19 protein-coding genes are annotated in these 16825 nt (G+C 70.6%); 9 read left to right on the forward strand and 10 right to left on the reverse strand.

Annotation, left to right across the window (positions count from 1 at the left end; all coding sequences use genetic code 11):
- Window positions 1-59: 59 nt before the first annotated feature.
- Window positions 60-830 carry a TerC family protein gene (locus tag EFJ44_RS00215; RefSeq protein WP_125255178.1) on the forward strand — a complete coding sequence of 257 codons (771 nt, stop codon included), beginning with the start codon at window positions 60-62 and terminating at the stop codon, window positions 828-830.
- 121 nt (window positions 831-951) lie between these two features.
- Here EFJ44_RS00215 and EFJ44_RS00220 read toward each other — a convergent pair whose 3' ends face one another.
- From EFJ44_RS00220 to EFJ44_RS00240, 5 genes are all read right to left on the reverse strand, one after another.
- The gene (locus tag EFJ44_RS00220; protein WP_125255179.1) at window positions 952-2289 is read right to left on the reverse strand and encodes an amidohydrolase family protein; all 1338 of its coding nucleotides are present in this window, start codon (window positions 2287-2289) and stop codon (window positions 952-954) included.
- Window positions 2289-3755 (reverse strand): amidohydrolase, encoded by a 1467-nt coding sequence (locus EFJ44_RS00225; protein ID WP_125255180.1) that lies wholly within the window; start codon window positions 3753-3755, stop codon window positions 2289-2291. Before EFJ44_RS00225 ends, EFJ44_RS00220 begins: the two co-directional genes overlap by 1 nt.
- Before the next feature lie 83 nt (window positions 3756-3838).
- Window positions 3839-4129, reverse strand: coding sequence for a DUF167 domain-containing protein (locus tag EFJ44_RS00230; RefSeq protein WP_241209619.1), 291 nt, complete (start codon window positions 4127-4129; stop codon window positions 3839-3841).
- Window positions 4122-5051 (reverse strand): electron transfer flavoprotein subunit alpha/FixB family protein, encoded by a 930-nt coding sequence (locus tag EFJ44_RS00235; RefSeq protein WP_125255181.1) that lies wholly within the window; start codon window positions 5049-5051, stop codon window positions 4122-4124. Before EFJ44_RS00235 ends, EFJ44_RS00230 begins: the two co-directional genes overlap by 8 nt.
- Entirely contained in the window at window positions 5051-5815 is a 765-nt protein-coding gene (locus tag EFJ44_RS00240) for an electron transfer flavoprotein subunit beta/FixA family protein (protein WP_125255182.1), read from the reverse strand. Before EFJ44_RS00240 ends, EFJ44_RS00235 begins: the two co-directional genes overlap by 1 nt.
- 95 nt (window positions 5816-5910) lie before the next feature.
- Here EFJ44_RS00240 and EFJ44_RS00245 point away from each other — a divergent pair, with 95 nt between their 5' ends.
- Entirely contained in the window at window positions 5911-6252 is a 342-nt protein-coding gene (locus EFJ44_RS00245) for a hypothetical protein (RefSeq protein WP_125255183.1), read from the forward strand.
- A gap of 1 nt (window position 6253) precedes the next feature.
- On the opposite strand, the gene EFJ44_RS00250 is transcribed toward EFJ44_RS00245, so the two are convergent.
- Together EFJ44_RS00250 and EFJ44_RS00255 are read right to left on the reverse strand one after the other, a co-directional pair.
- A complete protein-coding gene (locus tag EFJ44_RS00250) occupies window positions 6254-6826 on the reverse strand; it encodes a cob(I)yrinic acid a,c-diamide adenosyltransferase (RefSeq protein WP_125255184.1) in 573 nt (190 codons plus the stop codon).
- Between the two features lie 2 nt (window positions 6827-6828).
- Complete coding sequence (locus EFJ44_RS00255; RefSeq protein WP_125255185.1) at window positions 6829-7032, reverse strand: twin transmembrane helix small protein; 204 nt, start codon at window positions 7030-7032, stop codon at window positions 6829-6831.
- Between the two features lie 212 nt (window positions 7033-7244).
- Here EFJ44_RS00255 and trhA point away from each other — a divergent pair, with 212 nt between their 5' ends.
- The 3 genes from trhA (at window position 7245) to EFJ44_RS00270 (ending at window position 8916) form a co-directional block, all read left to right on the forward strand.
- Window positions 7245-7955, forward strand: coding sequence for a PAQR family membrane homeostasis protein TrhA (gene trhA, locus EFJ44_RS00260; RefSeq protein WP_125255186.1), 711 nt, complete (start codon window positions 7245-7247; stop codon window positions 7953-7955).
- Between the two features lie 77 nt (window positions 7956-8032).
- Window positions 8033-8635 carry a polyhydroxyalkanoate synthesis repressor PhaR gene (gene phaR, locus EFJ44_RS00265; protein ID WP_125255187.1) on the forward strand — a complete coding sequence of 201 codons (603 nt, stop codon included), beginning with the start codon at window positions 8033-8035 and terminating at the stop codon, window positions 8633-8635.
- Window positions 8632-8916 carry a hypothetical protein gene (locus EFJ44_RS00270; RefSeq protein WP_125255188.1) on the forward strand — a complete coding sequence of 95 codons (285 nt, stop codon included), beginning with the start codon at window positions 8632-8634 and terminating at the stop codon, window positions 8914-8916. Before phaR ends, EFJ44_RS00270 begins: the two co-directional genes overlap by 4 nt.
- 187 nt (window positions 8917-9103) lie before the next feature.
- Here EFJ44_RS00270 and EFJ44_RS00275 read toward each other — a convergent pair whose 3' ends face one another.
- Both EFJ44_RS00275 and EFJ44_RS00280 read right to left on the reverse strand, forming a co-directional pair.
- Window positions 9104-9514 (reverse strand): hypothetical protein, encoded by a 411-nt coding sequence (locus EFJ44_RS00275; protein ID WP_125255189.1) that lies wholly within the window; start codon window positions 9512-9514, stop codon window positions 9104-9106.
- A 104-nt stretch (window positions 9515-9618) separates the two neighbouring features.
- A complete protein-coding gene (locus tag EFJ44_RS00280) occupies window positions 9619-10350 on the reverse strand; it encodes a glycosyltransferase family 2 protein (RefSeq protein ID WP_125255190.1) in 732 nt (243 codons plus the stop codon).
- Between the two features lie 79 nt (window positions 10351-10429).
- On the opposite strand from EFJ44_RS00280, the gene EFJ44_RS00285 reads away from it, so the two are divergent.
- The 4 genes from EFJ44_RS00285 to EFJ44_RS00300 all read left to right on the forward strand — a co-directional run bounded on the left by EFJ44_RS00285 (window position 10430) and on the right by EFJ44_RS00300 (window position 13665).
- Window positions 10430-12079: an ArnT family glycosyltransferase gene (locus EFJ44_RS00285; protein ID WP_125255191.1), complete on the forward strand. Its 1650-nt coding sequence runs from the start codon at window positions 10430-10432 to the stop codon at window positions 12077-12079.
- On the forward strand, window positions 12076-12990 hold the full coding sequence (locus tag EFJ44_RS00290; RefSeq protein ID WP_125255192.1) for a hydroxymethylglutaryl-CoA lyase: 915 nt from the start codon (window positions 12076-12078) through the stop codon (window positions 12988-12990). The genes EFJ44_RS00285 and EFJ44_RS00290 overlap by 4 nt, the downstream gene beginning before the upstream one ends.
- 56 nt (window positions 12991-13046) lie before the next feature.
- Window positions 13047-13271, forward strand: a complete 225-nt coding sequence (locus EFJ44_RS00295; RefSeq protein ID WP_125255193.1) for a hypothetical protein — start codon at window positions 13047-13049, stop codon at window positions 13269-13271.
- Between the two features lie 97 nt (window positions 13272-13368).
- Complete coding sequence (locus EFJ44_RS00300; protein WP_125255194.1) at window positions 13369-13665, forward strand: hypothetical protein; 297 nt, start codon at window positions 13369-13371, stop codon at window positions 13663-13665.
- A 4-nt stretch (window positions 13666-13669) separates the two neighbouring features.
- Here EFJ44_RS00300 and putA read toward each other — a convergent pair whose 3' ends face one another.
- Window positions 13670-16795, reverse strand: a complete 3126-nt coding sequence (gene putA / locus EFJ44_RS00305; RefSeq protein WP_125255195.1) for a bifunctional proline dehydrogenase/L-glutamate gamma-semialdehyde dehydrogenase PutA — start codon at window positions 16793-16795, stop codon at window positions 13670-13672.
- Window positions 16796-16825 lie beyond the last annotated feature (30 nt).

The raw sequence follows: 16825 nt of genomic DNA on the forward strand, positions 1-16825 counted from the left end.
CGACGACCTGTGCCGTTCGGTCGCCTTGCCGGGCGTCGCACGCGTGCTAGTCAGCCGGGATGCAAGACATCGCCGTCCTCCTCACCGACCCCGCCGCCTGGGCCGCCCTGATCACGCTCGTGGTCATGGAGGTGGTGCTCGGCATCGACAACCTCATCTTCATCTCGATTCTCTCGAACAAGCTGCCGCCCGAGAAGCGCTCCGGCGTCCGCCGGATCGGCATCTCGCTGGCGCTGGTCATGCGTCTGGTCCTGCTGTCGACCATCGCCTGGATCGTGACGCTGACCGCGCCCGTCTTCGAGGTGATGGGCAACGCCTTCTCCTGGAAGGACATGATCCTGATCGCGGGCGGCCTGTTCCTGGTGTGGAAGGCGACCAAGGAGATTCACCACTCCGTCGATCCGGCGCACAGCGACGACCTGCTCGAGAAGGACAAGGCGACGGACGTCGTGATCACCAACGCCGGGTCGGCCATCTTCCAGATCATCCTGATCGACCTGGTCTTCTCGATCGACTCGATCCTGACCGCCGTCGGCATGACCGAACACCTGCCGATCATGGTCGTGGCGGTTCTGGTCGCCATCGCCGTCATGCTGTTGGCCGCCGACCCGCTCGGCGACTTCATCGACAAGAACCCGACCGTCGTCATGCTGGCGCTGGGCTTCCTCCTGATGATCGGCATGGTCCTGATCGCCGAGGGCTTCGGCGCCCACGTGCCCAAGGGCTACATCTACGCGGCCATGGCCTTCTCGGCCCTGGTCGAGGGCCTCAACATGTGGAGCCGCAGGGCCCAGGCGCGAAAGGCGGCCGCCCGCGACGGCGGCCACTGAGCCGCCTCGCCGACGGACAGGATAAAGGCCCCCTCCGTCGCCGGAGGGGGCCTTCTTCGTCTGGACTGGACGGTGTGCAGTCGATGTCCAGCCTTTCGCGGCCGGATCGTCCAAAGGTGTCCTAGCGGCCGTAGGCCGGCGGATAGGCCCCTTCGCCGCCCTGGCGGTAGCGGTCGCGCAGCAGCAGGTTGCGCGCCGTCATCGGCTGTTCCACGCCGCGAACGAACACCGCCTCGGCCTGCGTCAGCGGCTCGAGAGGGTCGCCGGACCAGATCACGACGTCGGCCTCGGCCCCCGCCGCCAGCGTGCCGAACTGGCCGTCGAAGCCGAAGATGCGCGCCGGATTGCTGGTGATGGCCGCGATCGCCGCGTCGTGCGGCAGGCCGTGCGACACGGCGTTGCCGGCGTTGTAGCGCGTCTCGCGGGCGCGGTGGATCGAGCCCTCGTTGCCCTTGATGGCGATGACCACGCCGGCGGCGTGCAGGGCCGCCGCGTTCTGCATCCGCGCGCCGCGCCGCTCCAGATTTCCGGGCAGATTGGTGATCGGATTGACCAGCACCGGGACCCTCGCCGCCGCGATCTGGTCCGCGACCATCCAGCCTTCCTCGGCCCCGTCCAGAATGACGCGGATGTTCTCCTCGTCGGCCAGACGCAGGACCTGCAGGATGTCGGAGGCGCGGCTGACCGTGACGATCAGCGGCATGCGCCCTTCGGCCACCGGGATCAGCGCCTCCAGGTCGGCGCGGGACAGCGACAGGTCGCGCAGGTTCCCCCGCTCATAGGCCGCGCGGTTGCGGGCATAGAGCCGGACCTCGGCCATCGTCTCCTTGAACAGGGTGAACTCGGCGCCGCGGGCGCCGCCCGCCACGCCGGCCCCGGCGTCCCCGAAGGGCGCGACCATGGCCACGCGCGGGCGCACCAGAATCTCGGTCCCCTGTCCCAGGTGGATGACGGCCGCCTGTCCGGCGAACAGGCCCGGCGTATGGAACCCGCCCTGACCGGCGCCTGCGGTGTCTTCCTCGTGGTAGTGGCCGCCCGACGAGCCGGGGTGGTTCGGCACCACGACCGCGCGGGTCACGCCGCCGAGGCGCGCCGTCGGCAGGGTGATCGACCAGGGGTCGAGGCCGTAGGAGACGTCGAAGGCCGCGCTGAGGGTGTTCGAGGCGTTCCTCAGGTCGTCGCCGACCGAAGACACTTCAGAGCCCCCCAGGCCGGAATCGACCGCGACGATGCCGGGCGTCACCACCTTGCCGGCGGCGTTCACCACGCGGGCGCCCGACGGCGCGCCCCCCGTCCCGACCGAGACGATGCGGCCGTCGCGCATGACGACGGTGCCGTTCTCGATCACGGACGTGCCGGTGTGGACGCGGCCGCCGACGATGGCGGTGACCTCCTGCGCGAGGGCGGGCCCGGCCACGGCCATCACGGCGGCGGCCATCAGAAGGGTGCGGCGGATCATCAGCGGGCTCCCTGGCGGACGCCGGCGGCCGTCTGGCCGTGGCCGGGCTGGCCCAGTTCGAAGTCGGACAGCGGCTGGAAGTTCGGGTCGGCGCGGTCGAAGGCCAGGCCGCCGTCGACGTAGACCTGGTCGGCGCGGGCATAGACGCTGAACGGATTGGCGCTCCAGATCACCACGTCGGCGCGCTTGCCGGCCTCCAGCGAGCCCGTCTGGTCGTCGATGCCGATGGCGCGCGCCGCATTCGACGTGATCCAGCTGATGGCGTGCTCCTCGGTGATGGTCATCCCGGCGCGGCGTCCGGCGGCGACCGCGGCGGCCGCCTCCTGGTTCAGGCGCTGCGTCAGCTCGGCGTCGTCGGAGTGGACCACGGCGCAGCCGCCTTCCGGCGCGTCGACCAGGGCGACGTTCTCCTCGATGCCGTCGAGGCTCTCCATCTTGAAGCCCCACCAGCCCGTCCACATGGCCGCGCAGATGTTCTCCCGCGCCAGCAACGGCGCGACCTTGTAGGCTTCGGTGGCGTGGTGGAAGGTCGTGATCCTGTAGCCGAACTCCCGCGACATATCGATCATCAGCGCCATCTCGTCGCCGCGATAGCAGTGGTTCTGGATCAGGATCGATCCGTCCAGCACCCCCACCAGGGTGTCGAGCTCGAGGTTCCGCGTCGGCGGCGTCCCCTCCCCCGTCTCGCGCCACTTGTCCCACTTCTCCTTGTAATCGCGGGCGGAAATGAAGGCGGCGCGGTAGCCGGCCATGTTGCCCATGCCCGTCGCGGGCGAGGAGTTGCGGTTGCCGTAGACGCGGCTGGGATTTTCCCCGCAGGCCATCTTCACGGTGTAGGGCGCGCCCGGGAACTTCATGCCCTGCATGGTCACCGAGGGGACGTTGCGCAGGGTGACTCCGCGGCCGCCGAACAGGTTGGCGGAGCCGGGCAGGATGTGAAGCGTCGTCACGCCCCCCGCGCGCGCCGTGTTGAAACCGGGGTCCTGCGGCCAGACGGAGTGCTCGGCCCAGACTTCGGCCGTGTTGGGCTGGGTCGCCTCGTTGCCGTCGCTCATGCCGGTCACGCCCGGCGAGGGATAGACGCCGAGGTGGCTGTGCACGTCGATGATGCCCGGCGTGACGAAGCGGCCGCGGGCGTCGACCACGCGATGCCCGCCCGGAACCGGGGTCGAGGCGTCGCCGACGGCGGCGATCTTGCCGTCCGTCAAGATGACGACGCCGTTCTCGATCCTGCGGCCCGCGCCGTCGAACACGGTGCCGCCGACGATGGCCATGTTCTCGCGCGGCAGGCCGCGATAGGTCGAGGGGTAGGGATCGGCGACGGTGGCGGGGTCCAGCCCCTCGGCCATGGCCTTGCGCTCGCGCGGCGCCTCGGTCGCCTCGCCGGAATCGGACGACCCCGTGGTGGCGCAGGCGCACAGCGCCAGCGCGGCCAGGCTGACGCCCAGCAGGGAAACGGACTTCATGCGGAACCCCCGAACGGTCGACCCCCTCGGCCGAGGCGGGGATTACAAGGGCGTCCGGCCCCGCGCGTCGAGGCCCGATTTCATTACAAGTCGGTAAGGCGCCGCCGGATCGCCTCCGCGCCGAGCCCCCGGACCTCGAGCCGCTTCGATCGGCCGCGCCCTCCGGCGGCCAGGGTCACGGCCGAAGCCGGAACCCCCAGCCTGTCCGAGATCAGCCGGACGAGCGCGTCGTTGGCCTCGCCGTCGACGGGCCGGGCGCGCACGCGGACACGCAAGACCGCCCGTCCCGCGCCGTCCTGTTGCCATCCGTCGACGTCGTCCCTCGCGGCGCCGGGTTTCAGCATCACCGCGAGGATGCCGACGTCGTCAGCCAAGAGCCTTCATCAGCTCCGGCACGGCGGTCTTGTAGTCGGCCACCAGGCCATAGTCCGCGACCTGGAAGATCGGAGCGTCGGCGTCCTTGTTGATGGCGACGATGACCTTGGAGTCCTTCATGCCGGCCAGATGCTGGATGGCGCCGGAGATGCCGATGGCGATGTAAAGCTGCGGCGCCACCACCTTGCCGGTCTGACCGACCTGATAGTCGTTCGGCGCATAGCCGGCGTCCACGGCGGCGCGGCTGGCGCCCACGGCGGCGCCCAGCTTGTCGGCCAGCGGATCCATGACGGCGTGGAACTCCTCGGCCGAGCCCAGGGCGCGGCCTCCCGAGACGACGATCTTCGCGGCGCCCAGTTCGGGGCGGTCCGACTTGATCATCTCCTCGGAGACGAAGTCGGTCCCGGGCGCCTCGCCTCCCGCCACGGTCTCGACCGCGGCCGAGCCGCCGGAGGCGGCGGCGTCGAACGCGGTCGGGCGCACGGTGATGACCTTCTTCGCGTCAGAGCTCTGGATCGTTTCCAGCGCGTTGCCCGCATAGATCGGGCGCACGAAGGTGTCGGGCGAGACGACCTCGACGATGTCGGAGATCGGCGCCACGTCCAGCTTGGCGGCCAGACGCGGGGCGAAATTCTTCCCGTCCATGTTGGCGGGCGTCAGGATGGCGTCGTAGCCGCCGGCCAGGGGCAGCACGGTCGCCTCGACGGCCTCGGCCAGGGTCTTGCCCAGTTCGGCGCTCTCGGCCAGCAGCACCTTGCGCACGCCGGAGATCTTCGCGGCCGAGTCGGCGGCCGCCTTCGCGCCCTGCCCGACCACCAGCACGTCGACCTCGCCGCCGAGCTTCGAGGCGGCGGTCACGGTCTTGGCGGTGGTGTCGCGGACGGCGGTTCCGTCGTGATCGGCGATGACGAGAACGGCCATTACAGCACCCCCTTCGACTTCAGCTTGGCCACCAGTTCGGCGGCGTCGGCGACCTTCTCGCCCGCCGACCGCTTCGGCGGCTCGGTGACCTTCAGCACCTTCAGGCGCGGCGCGGCGTCGACGCCGTAGTCGGCGACCGTCTTCGTGACGATCTCCTTCTTCTTGGCCTTCATGATGTTGGGCAGGGAGGCATAGCGCGGCGTGTTCAGGCGCAGGTCGACGGTGACCACCGCCGGCAGCCGGCTGGCCACGGTCTGGACGCCGCCGTCGACCTCACGGGTCACGGTCGCCTTGCCGTCGCCGATCTCGAGCTTGGCGGCGAACGTCGCCTGGGGCCAGTCCAGCAGGGCGGCCAGCATCTGGCCCACGGCGTTGTTGTCGCCGTCGATCGACTGCTTGCCCATCAGGACCAGGTCCGGCTTCTCCTCTTCGACCACCGCCTTCAGCACCTTGGCGACGGCCAGCGGCTCCAGATCGGCGTCGGACTGGATCAGGATGCCGCGGTCCGCGCCGATGGCCAGCGCCGTGCGGATCGTCTCCTGCGCCTGGGCCGGGCCGATGGAGACCACGACGATCTCGGTCGCCGTGCCGGCAGCGTGGCCGCCCTTGCCCTCCTGCATGCGCACCGCCTCCTCGACCGCGATCTCGCAGAAGGGGTTCATGCTCATCTTGACGTTGGCCAGATCGACGCCCGTCTGGTCCGCCTTCACGCGGGCCTTGACGTTGGAGTCGATCACCCGCTTGACGGGGACGAGAACCTTCATGGGGTCATCCATGGAAATGCCGAAATCAGGCGCGAGGGATTGGACCGCGCGCCCCGGCCTGTCAACGTGACCCGAGGTAACGTGCCGGAGAGCCCATGCACCGCCTGCTGACCTTCAAGCGCCTGAGCGTCATCTTCCTGTCGGCCTTCGCCGCCTGCTTCGCCCTGATCCTCGCCTACGAGCATTTCGTGAGGGCGCCGGGCGAGCGCTGCGAGGAACAGGGCAAGTGGTGGGACCGTGAGGGCCGCGTCTGCGCCCAGCCCATCTCCATCGCAGAGATCACCGGCCGGCCCCTCGGCGTCAGCCGCGAGGAGGCCTCGCGGCAGAAGAACCGCGAGCTCGTCTCCATCGAGCGTCAGCTGGCGGCCAACGAGAAGGCCGTCGCCGCCGACGCCGACCGTCAGCGCGCCGCGCTGGAAGCCCAGGAAGGCCGCTGATCTAGCGCGTCGCGCCGGGAACCCACTTCACGTCGTCCGCGCCGTTGGCGTTGGCGCGGCGTGCGGCGACGAACAGCCAGTCGGACAGGCGGTTGAGATAGCGGAGGGCCGCCGGCGTCGCGGCGTGCCCGGCCTCGATCATGCCCACGGCTTCCCGCTCGGCCCGCCGCGCCACGGTGCGCGCCAGATGCAGATGCGCCGCCAGGGCCGAGCCGCCGGGCAGGATGAAGCTGTCGAGAGGCTTCAGGCTCTCGTTCATGACGTCGATCTCGGACTCCAGCCGCTCGACCTGGGCGTCGACGATGCGCAGGGCCTCCCACTTCGGCGCGGGCTCGGACGGGGTCGCCAGGTCCGCCCCCAGGTCGAACAGCTCGTTCTGGATCCGGCCCAGCGCCGCGTCGATGCGGTCGTTCTGACCGGAGTGCAGGCGGGCCACGCCGATCACCGAGTTCAGCTCGTCCACAGTGCCGTAGGCGGCCACCCGCGGACTGGTCTTGGAGATCGGGTCTCCGGTCGCCAGCCGCGTCGTGCCGTCGTCGCCGGTGCGGGTGTAGATGCGGTTCAGCGTGACCACGTTCAGCCGCCCTGGGTTGATTTCCACCACATGCCGGCCACGAGCAGGAGGATGGCCACGGCCTGCAGCGCCACGCGCAGCCGCATCAGCTTGTTGGATCGCGACCGCGCGCCCTCGTCGGTCTGGTAGAGCGACCGGATGCCGAAGCCGAGCGTGACCGCCACCGCCCCGATGGCGAGAAGGGTGAGGATGTCGAACAGGTCCATGACGTCAGTCTAGGCCCGTTCCGTCGGCATGGCCACGCGTGCGACTCTTCGACAAGGCCTTGAAAAACTTACGTTAGGGAAGTGGAAAGTGTGGCGCGACGGCCGCAGACGGCCCGCTTTCGACCGGAATCACCGCCCCGTTCAGCCGTCCGTCACCCCCTTGCCCCCAATATGTCGGAACCTTCGGCGGAGCTCGCGGCTTGGAAAGGGCCATGCTCATGCGACTGAAATCCCTGTTCGGCCGGGTCTGCGTCCCCGACGCCCTGGACATGGAGGAACACTACCGGACCGACGCGGAGAAGACCGCGGATCTGGTGGTGCACGTGGTCGGCCTGACGCTGGCGGCCGTCGGCGGCGTGGTGCTGGCCGTGCTGGCCGCCATCTACTCCGGCGTCGGCGCGGTGGTCTCGACCGCAGTCTACGCCCTGTGCCTGATCGCCATGCTGGTCGCCTCGACCGTGTACAACCAGACCCGCCCCTGCGCCGCGCGGCCGGTGCTGCGGCGGCTCGACGAGGCGGCGATCTTCCTGATGATCGCGGGCAGCTACACCCCGTTCACGACCCAGAGGTTCGAGGGCGGCTGGGCCGTCGGCTTCACGCTTCTGGTCTGGGCGCTGGGCATCGGCGGCGCGCTGGCCAAGCTGTGGGCGCCGCGCCTGTCGGACGCGATCTGGAGCGCGGTCTACGTCGCCTTCGGCTGGCTGGCGGTGTTCGCGCTGAAGCCCATGCTCGACACGGTGCATCCCGCCGCGCTGATCCTGCTCGTGATCGGCGGCCTGATCTACACCGCCGGGGTCTTCGTCTTCATCAGTCCCAAGGTGAAGTTCCGCCGCGCCATCTGGCACGGCTTCGTGGTCACCGGCGCCACCGTGCACTGGGCCGCGGTGCTGGTCGGCGTGGTGCTGGCCCCGGCGATGGCCTGACGCCACGGAAGGGTTCAGGCTGGCGTCCGGCGCCGCACTGCGGAATAGTGCGGCCCAAGACATGAGGGGAACGCCGCGTGGCCGAGGCAAAGACCGGGGAAGCCCGGACCATCGTCATCAAGAAATATGCGAACCGGCGGCTCTACAACACCGCCACGTCCGCGTACGTCACGCTTGAGGATCTGGCGAAGATGGTCCGCGCGGGACAGGACTTCACCGTTCACGACGCCAAGTCGGGCGAGGACCTGACCCGGCAGATCCTGACCCAGATCATCTTCGAGGAGGAGAATCGCGGCGAGGCTCTTCTACCGGTCCAGTTCCTGCGTCGCCTGATCGGCTTCTACGGCGGGCAGATGCAGCCGGTGCTGCCCAGCTACCTGGAGATGTCGCTGGACGCCTTCGCCAAACAGCAGGAGCAGCTGCGCGGCCAGTTCAAGCAGGCGTTCGGCGGGGCTCCGGGCGCGGGTCTTCTGGACGAGGCGGTGCGCCGCAACATGCAGATGTTCGAGCAGGCCATGCGCATGTGGCCCGGCTTCGCCGCCGGAATGCCGGCCGCCGCGCCGGCCGCGGAAGACAAGCCCGCGTCCGCCGCTGACGACGGCCTGGCCGAGATGCGACGCCAGATGGACGAGATGCGCGCCCAGCTGGACCGGCTGGCGGGCGACCCGAAGCGCAAATGAGCGAGGACCGGCGCGATGCGGACCGCCGTGCGCGCGACCGACGCGCCTCCGGCCGCGCCCTCGTGCCGACGGAGCCGCAGCCGGCCCCCGATCCTGCCCCCCCGCTGCCCGGCGACCCGGCGTTTTCCGCCCAGTTGCTGGGTCAGGACGGCCAGCGTCGCGGTCTGAAGGGCGGCCCGCCCGTGTTGGACGCGGCCCGCAGCGGTTATCTGAAAGCCCAGCATTCCGGGCCCGCCGAGCGGCGGCCGAAGCCGGGCGCGGTCACGAAATCGGACGTCTGAGAGGCGGCACGGACCTTGCTGTGAGGGAGGCGAACGCCTCCATCCCGGGACCGCCCCATGCTCGCCTTGCTCGCCCGCGCCGTCGACGTGACCGTGATCGCCCTGATCTTCGTCGCCTTCGGCTGACCGCCGGCGGCGTCTGAAACCCGTTCAGGCAGCGGGCGGCCGCGTCGCGCGCGGCAGCACCCTATACGGACCCGAAGTCGAGGTCCTTGCGCGCCGCGATGATGGTGACGATGAACCCTGCGAGCACGTCCAGCATGACCATCGCGACGATCAGGAAGAAGGTCGAGGTGGCGAAGCCGCGCAGCAGCAGGAATTCGACCAGGCAGATGACGAACAGGATCATCGACAGGGCGTGATTCACGATCGCGACCTTCTGGCTCGACGTGGACTTCAGCAGTTCGAAGAACAGCAGGATCAGCGCCAGGAACAGGATCAGGTCGCCCGCGCCCACGTTCCACTGCGCGCCGGAAGCCATGCCGATGGAGAACATCGGCTCCCGCAGCCGCTCGTCGGCGAGGGCCGCGCCGCCCGTGAAGGCGACGATGTTGTAAAGGATGACGGGGATCACCAGCAGCGGCAGGGCGATCAACATGGGCCGGTCCTTCTGACGATCCAGCGATGGTTAACGCTGGATACCCGCGTTCGTGCCCTGCGGCAAAGCTAATCGCCGCCTGGGAGAGCGGGCGTCCCGAAGCGTCAGACTTCCTCGACGGCGCCCGGCTGGCGAGACCGCGTCTTCAGCCACATCACGCCCAGCAGATCCGACAGCGACGCCATCAGCCGGCCGAGGTTGGTGTACTTCGACCGACCGCTTTCCCGGTGGCGGTGGCCGACGTCCAGGTAGCGGTTGCGGAAACCCTCGCGGATCATCAGCGCCGGCAGATAGCGGTGCATGTGATCGAAATAGGGAAGCCGCAGGAAGGCCTCGCGGCGGAAGGCCTTGAGGCCGCAGCCGGTGTCGTCGGCGTCGTCGCCGAGCAGGCGTCTCCGGATGCGGTTCGCCCAGACCGAGGCCCGGCGCTTGGCCTCGGTGTCCTGCCGGCTGGCCCGCACGCCCCCGACCAGGGCGACCTCGGCAGGCGCCTCGATCAGAGCCTGCACCAGACGCGGCGCGTCGGCCGGCGGGTTCTGGCCGTCGCCGTCCAGCGTCACCACGATCGGCGCCCGCGCCGCCAGCACGCCCGACCTTACCGCCCGGCTCTGACCCGCGTTGGACGGATGGGTCAGAACCCGCAGCTGGGGGTGAAGCGCCTTCAGCGCCTTCAGCTCGAGCAGGGTCGCGTCACGGCTGCGGTCGTCGACGAAGATCATCTCGTATTCGCGACCGGCGAAGGCCGCCGCGATCTCGGCCGCCAGGGAGCCGACGGCCCCGGCCTCGTCGTGCACGGGGACGACCACGGAGACTTCGGGCGCGCGCGGCTGGGTCATCTTCCGTCCATAGCGGCGCCCGGTCGCGGACGAAAGCGGCCCGCTGACGCCGGCGATCGAAGCGTGTAATCAGGCCGTCATGGGACGGCTGGACCTCGACCGACTGATCGCCGGCTGGCGCGGACCCCTTCTGGCCGCGCTGCTGGCGCTGATCGCCGGCCTGCCGGGTCTGCTCATGCTGCCGCCGCTGGACCGCGACGAGAGCCGCTACGCCCAGGCCACTTCGCAGATGCTGGAGAGCGGCGACTACGTCGACATCCGCTTCCAGGACGAGCCGCGCTGGAAGAAGCCGGTCGGCATCTACTGGGCCCAGGCCGCGGCCGTCGGCCTGACCACCGGGCCGGAGGCGAAGCTGATCCAGCCCTATCGCCTGCCGTCGCTGTTGGCCGCCATGATCGCCGCCTTCGCCTGCGCCTGGGTGGGCGCCCGTCTCTTCGGACAGCGTGCGGGCGTGCTGGCCGGGGTCATGCTGGGGGCCAGCTTCCTGCTCTCGACCGAGGCGGGCATCGCCAAGACCGACGCCGCCCTCTGCGCCTCCGTCACCGTGGCGATGGCGGCGCTGGCGCGGATCTACATGGCCTCGCGGGCGGGCGAGACGCCCGACAGGCGGCACAAGTTCGTCTTCTGGCTGGCGCTCGGCCTGTCGATCCTGATCAAGGGGCCGATCGGTCTGCTGGTCGTGGCGCCCGCAGTGCTGGCCCTGTGTCTGTGGGACCGCGACGCGCGCTGGGTGCGCCGTCTGGGCTGGGGCTGGGGCCTGCCCATGGTGGCCCTGATCGTCGGCCCGTGGGCGCTGGCCGTGACCATCGCCACCGACGGCGCCTTCTGGCGCGAGGCGATCGTCGGCGACCTGGCGCCCAAGGTGGCCGGGGGCCATGAGAGCCACGGCGCACCTCCGGGCGTGCACCTGCTCCTGCTGCCGCTGCTGATCTTCCCCGCCGCGCTGGTGCTGCCCGCCGCCCTGTCGACGGCATGGAGCCGGCGGACCGAGCCGGCGATCCGTTTCCTCGTCTGCTGGCTGGTCCCGGCGTGGATCATCTTCGAGCTGACGCCGACCAAGCTGGTCCACTACACCCTGCCGACCTACGGCGCCCTGGTCCTGCTGGCGGCGGCGGCGATGACCCGGCCGATCGGGACCCTGTCGCGGCAGGCAGGCGCGGGGCTCGGAGCGCTTTCGGCCCTGCTGATCGCCGCCATCGCCATCTATGGCCTGAACCAGTTCGGCACCTCCACGGCCCAGACCTGGGCGGCGGTGACCGTGGTGACGGCGCTCGCGGCGGGCGCCGTCGGCGGTTTCCTGCTGCTGAACCGCGCCTCGATGACGGCCGTGCTCGTCGCCGGGGCCTTCGGCGTGCTCTCCCATGCGGCGCTGGTGGGCGAGATCCGCCAGTTGCGCCCCCTCGCCATCGCGCCGCAGCTGACCCGCGCGCTGGAGGCCGCGGCCCTGCACCCGCGTCAGGGCGCACCGGGGCCGGTGGCCATCACGACCTTCCATGAGCCCAGTTTCGTCTTCCTGACGGGCAGGGAGACGGAACTGACCGACGCCGCCGGCGCCGCGCGCGCGCTGGCCGAGGGACGGGCCGCCATCGTGGAATCGCGTGACGCCGACGCGTTCGCGGCGGCCGCTGCGGGCATGCCCGGCCGTGCCGTGGCGGTGATCGAGGGCCACAACTACTCCACCGGCGACGACGTGGAGTTGACCGTCTACGCCCCGGTCGCCCGCCCGTGAGGCGCCCGATCACGATCGTCGAGGTCGGGCCGCGCGACGGCCTGCAGAACGAGGCGGCGATCCTCGATCCCGCGACCCGGGCCGAGCTGACGCGGCGGCTGGAGACGGCGGGCGCGCGCCGCATCGAGGCGGTCAGCTTCGTCCATCCGAAGTACGTGCCGCAGATGGCGGGCGCCGAGGAGGTCATGTCCGCCCTGCCGCGCGAGCCCGGCCGAAGCCGCATCGGTCTGGTGCTGAACGCCCGGGGCTACGACCGCGCCCTGACCACCGCGGTGGACGAGGTCAACGTCTCGATCGCCGCCACCGACGGCTTCGGCCTGAAGAACCAGGGTCTCGATCGCGCCGGCCAGATGGCGATGGTCGAGGAGATCGTGAACCGGCGCAGCAACGCCGCGCCGGGCGGCGAGGCGCCGTCGCTGTCGGTGACCATCTCCTGCGTCTGGGGCTGCCCCTTCGACGGCGAGGTGGGCGTGGACCAGGTCGCCGATCTGGTCGGCCGGCTGGGCGCGCTGGGGGTCGGAGAGATCGCCCTGGCCGACACCATCGGGGTCGGCGACCCGTGGAGCGTGCGGACGAAGATCGAGGCGGCGCGGAGGGCGGCGCCGGACGCGACCTTGCGCCTGCATTTCCACGACACCCGCAACACCGGCGTCGCCAACGCCTTCGCCGGAATCGAGGCCGGCGTCGACGTGCTGGACGCCTCCATCGGGGGCATCGGCGGCTGCCCCTTCGCGCCCGGAGCCACCGGAAACGTGGCGACCGAGGATCTGGTCTACATGCTGGAGCGCGCCGGACTCGACACCGGCTACGATCTCGACCGCCTGATCGAGACCGCCCGCTGGATCGGCGAGAAGATCGGCCGACCGGCCCCCAGCGCGCTCAGCCGCGCCGGCGGCTGGCCCCGGCGCTGAAATCCGGATCCCCCTCCACGGGTGAAACCAAACGGGCGCGCAGGGCTTCCCTCACGATGACCCAGCCCCTGCACGACATTCTCGAAGGCGGTCCGGCGTATGGCGTGATCGACGCCAAGGACGGCTGGCTCCTGTTCGGCCGCCAAGGCCACGAGGCGGAGTTCCGCGCCGTGGTGGAACAGGTCCGGGCCGCGGCGGACGGCGTCGAGGTGATCCCCCTGGACACGGCCGACGGCGTGCCCGACCGGGTCTTCATCGCGCCCCTGCCCCAGCGTCACTGACGGACGGGCGGTTTTCAGCGCCCGCTCACATCTCCCTCATGCCACGCGGCGTCACGGCCGCCATCCTGTCCCCGTCGCTTGGAACGAGGAGACGACGATGGTGACGACGGACGATCTGAACCGCCTGTGGGGCACGCTGCGGCTGCTGGGCTGGGGCGCGGTGGCGCTGGTGATGGCGGCGCCCGCCGTGGCCATGGCGCTGGGCGCGCCCGGCGTGAACTGGACCGCGGCCGACTTCATCTTCGCCGGCGTCCTGCTGATCGGCGGCGGCGCGATCATCGAACTGGTGGCGTGGCGCGTGAAGAACCCCGCCATCCGCATCGGCTTCGCCCTGCTGGTCGTCGCGGCCGTCGCGCTGGTGTGGATCGAGGCCGCGGTGGGCATATTCCACTGAGGCGTCAGAGGTTCAGCAGCGCCGGGTCGCCGCCCTGGGCGGAGATGTTGTTGCTGATGGCCTTTTCCGACGCGTAGCGGATCAGGCTGTTGGGCCCGCCGGCCTTGGGGCCGGTGCCGGACAGGCCCTCGCCGCCGAACGGCTGGACGCCGACCACCGCGCCGGTGACGCCGCGGTTGATGTAGACGTTGCCCGCCGGGACCAGACGGATGACTTCCTCGGCGAAGGCCTCGATGCGGCTGTGCACGCCCAGCGTCAGGCCATAGCCGCGCGCCGCCAGCTTGCCCGCGACCGTCTTCAGATCGGCCGGGTCGTAGCGGTGGACGTGCAGGATCGGCCCGAAGACCTCGCGCTCCAGGAAGTCGGGCGTCGGGATCTCCGCGATCGTCGGCGCGAACAGGTCGCCCTTGTCTGCGCCCGCCGGGAGTTCGGCGCGGGCGACGATCCTGGCTTCCTTCTGCAGCCGCTCGACGTGCGCCTCCAGCGCCTCGCGGCTTTCGGCGTCGATCACCGGGCCGATGTCGGTGGCCGGGTCGGTCGGGTCGGCCACGACCTGGGCCGCCAGCGCGCCCTTCAGGCCCTCGATCAGGGCGTCGGCGGAATCCTTCGGCACATACAGCACGCGCAGCGCCGAACAGCGCTGGCCCGCCGAGCCGAAGGCCGACAGGACGACGTCGTCGATCACCTGTTCCTTGAGCGCCGTGGTGTCGACGAACATGCCGTTCAGACCGCCCGTCTCGGCGATGAAGGGAATGATCGGACCCGGCCGGTTCGCCAGTCCGCGATTGATGGCGGCGGCGGTGTCGGTGCCGCCGGTGAAGGCGACGCCGTCGACCAGCGGGTGGGTGGTCAGCTTGGCCCCCACCGTTTCGCCTCTCCCGGGCAGCAGGGCCAGCAAATCGGTCGGCAGCCCCGCCTTGAAGAACAGCCGCACCGCCTCCGCCGCGATCAGGGGCGTCTGCTCCGCCGGCTTGGCCAGCACCCCGTTGCCGGCCGCCAGCGCCGCGGCGATCTGGCCGGTGAAGATGGCGAGCGGGAAGTTCCACGGCGAAATGCAGGCGAAGACGCCGCGGCCGTGCAGGACCAGCTGGTTGATCTCGCCCACCGGGCCCTTCAGGTCCTGCCGTCCGCCGAACTGCTGCTCGGCCAACATGGCGTAGTAGCGGCAGAAGTCTGCGGCCTCGCGCACCTCGGCCACGCCGTCGTTCAGGGTCTTGCCGGCCTCGCGGCTCAACAGCGCCACCAGCCGGTCCATGTCGGCCTCCAGCGCGTCGGCCATGGCCCGCAGCACCGGGGCGCGGCCCGAGCCCATGCGGCGATCCCAGGCGACCTGGGCGTTCGCGGCCAGCTCGGCGGCGCGGTCGACGTCGGCCTCGGACGCTTCCGAAACGTGGCCCAGCACCTGCGTCCGGTCGAACGGATTGGTGACGTCCTGAGACCCGGCGCCGGCCAGCAGCTTGCCGCCGACGATCGGGCCGGAGGTGAAGCGCTCGGCGTCCACCTTCCTCAGCGCCTGCAGGTGACGCTCGCGGTCGGCGGCCTGGCTATAGTCGCGACCCAGCGAGTTCTGGCGGTCCATGTACATGTCCTTGGGCACGGGAATTTTGGGGTGGCGGTCCGGGTGGGCCTCGACCTGCGAGATGGGATCGGCGGCGACGGCGGATGAGGGCACCCGCTCGTCCAGCAGGGCGTGGACGAAGCTGGAGTTGGCGCCGTTCTCCAGCAGGCGGCGCACCAGATAGGGCAGCAGGTCCTCATGCCCGCCGACGGGGGCATAGGCGCGCACGGTCACGGGACCGAAGGCGGCGCGGGCGGCGTCGTACAGCGCCTCGCCCATGCCGTGCAAGCGCTGGAACTCGATCTTCACGCCCCGCTCGGTCGCCATCCGGTGCACCGCCGCCAGAGAGTGGGCGTTGTGCGTGGCGAACTGGGCGTAGATGTGCGGCGAGGCCTCGATCATGGCGCGCGCGCAGACGAGGTAGTTCAGGTCGGTCGCCGCCTTGGTCGTGAAGACCGGATAGTCCTCGCGGCCCGCCACCTGCGCCCGCTTGATCTCGGTGTCCCAATAGGCGCCTTTGACCAGCCGCACCATCAGTCGGCGGCCTGACGCCTTCGCCAGTTCGGCGACGCGGGCGATCACTTCCGGACAGCGCTTCTGATAGGCCTGCACCGCGAGGCCCAGCCCCTTCCAGTCACCCAGGGACGGCTCGTGCGCCAGCCGGTCCAGCAGCTTCAGCGACAGGGCCAGGCGGTCCGCCTCCTCGGCGTCCATGGTGAAGTTGATGTCCGCGTCGGCGGCGATCTTGGCCAGCCGCAGCACGCGGGGATACAGCTCGTCCCACACGCGCGCCTCATGCGTCGCCTCATAGCGCGGCGACAGGGCCGACAGCTTGACCGAGACGCCGTGGCCGGCCTCCGGACCTTCCTTCGCGACCTGTCCCACGGCGGCGATGGCGTCGGCGTAGATGCGCTCATAGCGTTCGGCGTCGGCGGCGGTGCGGGCGCCCTCGCCCAGCATGTCGAAGCTGCACAGCCAGCCCTCGCGGCCCGCCCGCTTCAGCGCCGCCTCGATGGTGCGGCCGACCACGAACTGCTCGCCCATGATGCGGACGGCCGCAGCCACCGCCTCGCGGATCACCGGTTCGCCCAGCCGGCCGACGATGCGCTTCAGAAAGCCCGGCAGGTCGGTGCGGGCCTGGTCGTCCACATCGACCAGCTTGCCGGTCAGCATCAGGCCCCAGGTCGAGGCGTTGACGAACAGGCTGTCGGACTGGCCCAGATGCCCGGCCCAGTCGGCCGAGCCGATCTTCTCGGCGATCAGGCGGTCGCGCGTGTCCTCGTCCGGCGTGCGCAGCAGGGCCTCGGCCAGGCACATCAGGGCCAGACCCTCGCGCGTGCCGAGGCTGAATTCCTGCAGGAAGCTCTCGACCACGCCCTGCCGCTTGTTGCTGCGGCGCGCGCGCTCGACCAGATCCACCGCCTGTTCCAGCACCGCCGCGCGTTCCGCCGCGTCCAGCGGCGTCCGGGCCAGAAGCCCGCGCACGGTCGCCGTCTCGTCGGCGAACTTGCCGTGGTCGAGGGCGTCCCAGTCCTGCGTGAGCGAAGGGGTCGAAGCGGGCGTGGCGATCATGCGCGGCTCTCTACTCCCTTCCCCACGGAT

Source organism: Brevundimonas fluminis (assembly GCF_003934285.1).
Classification (GTDB): Bacteria; Pseudomonadota; Alphaproteobacteria; order Caulobacterales; family Caulobacteraceae; genus Brevundimonas; species Brevundimonas fluminis.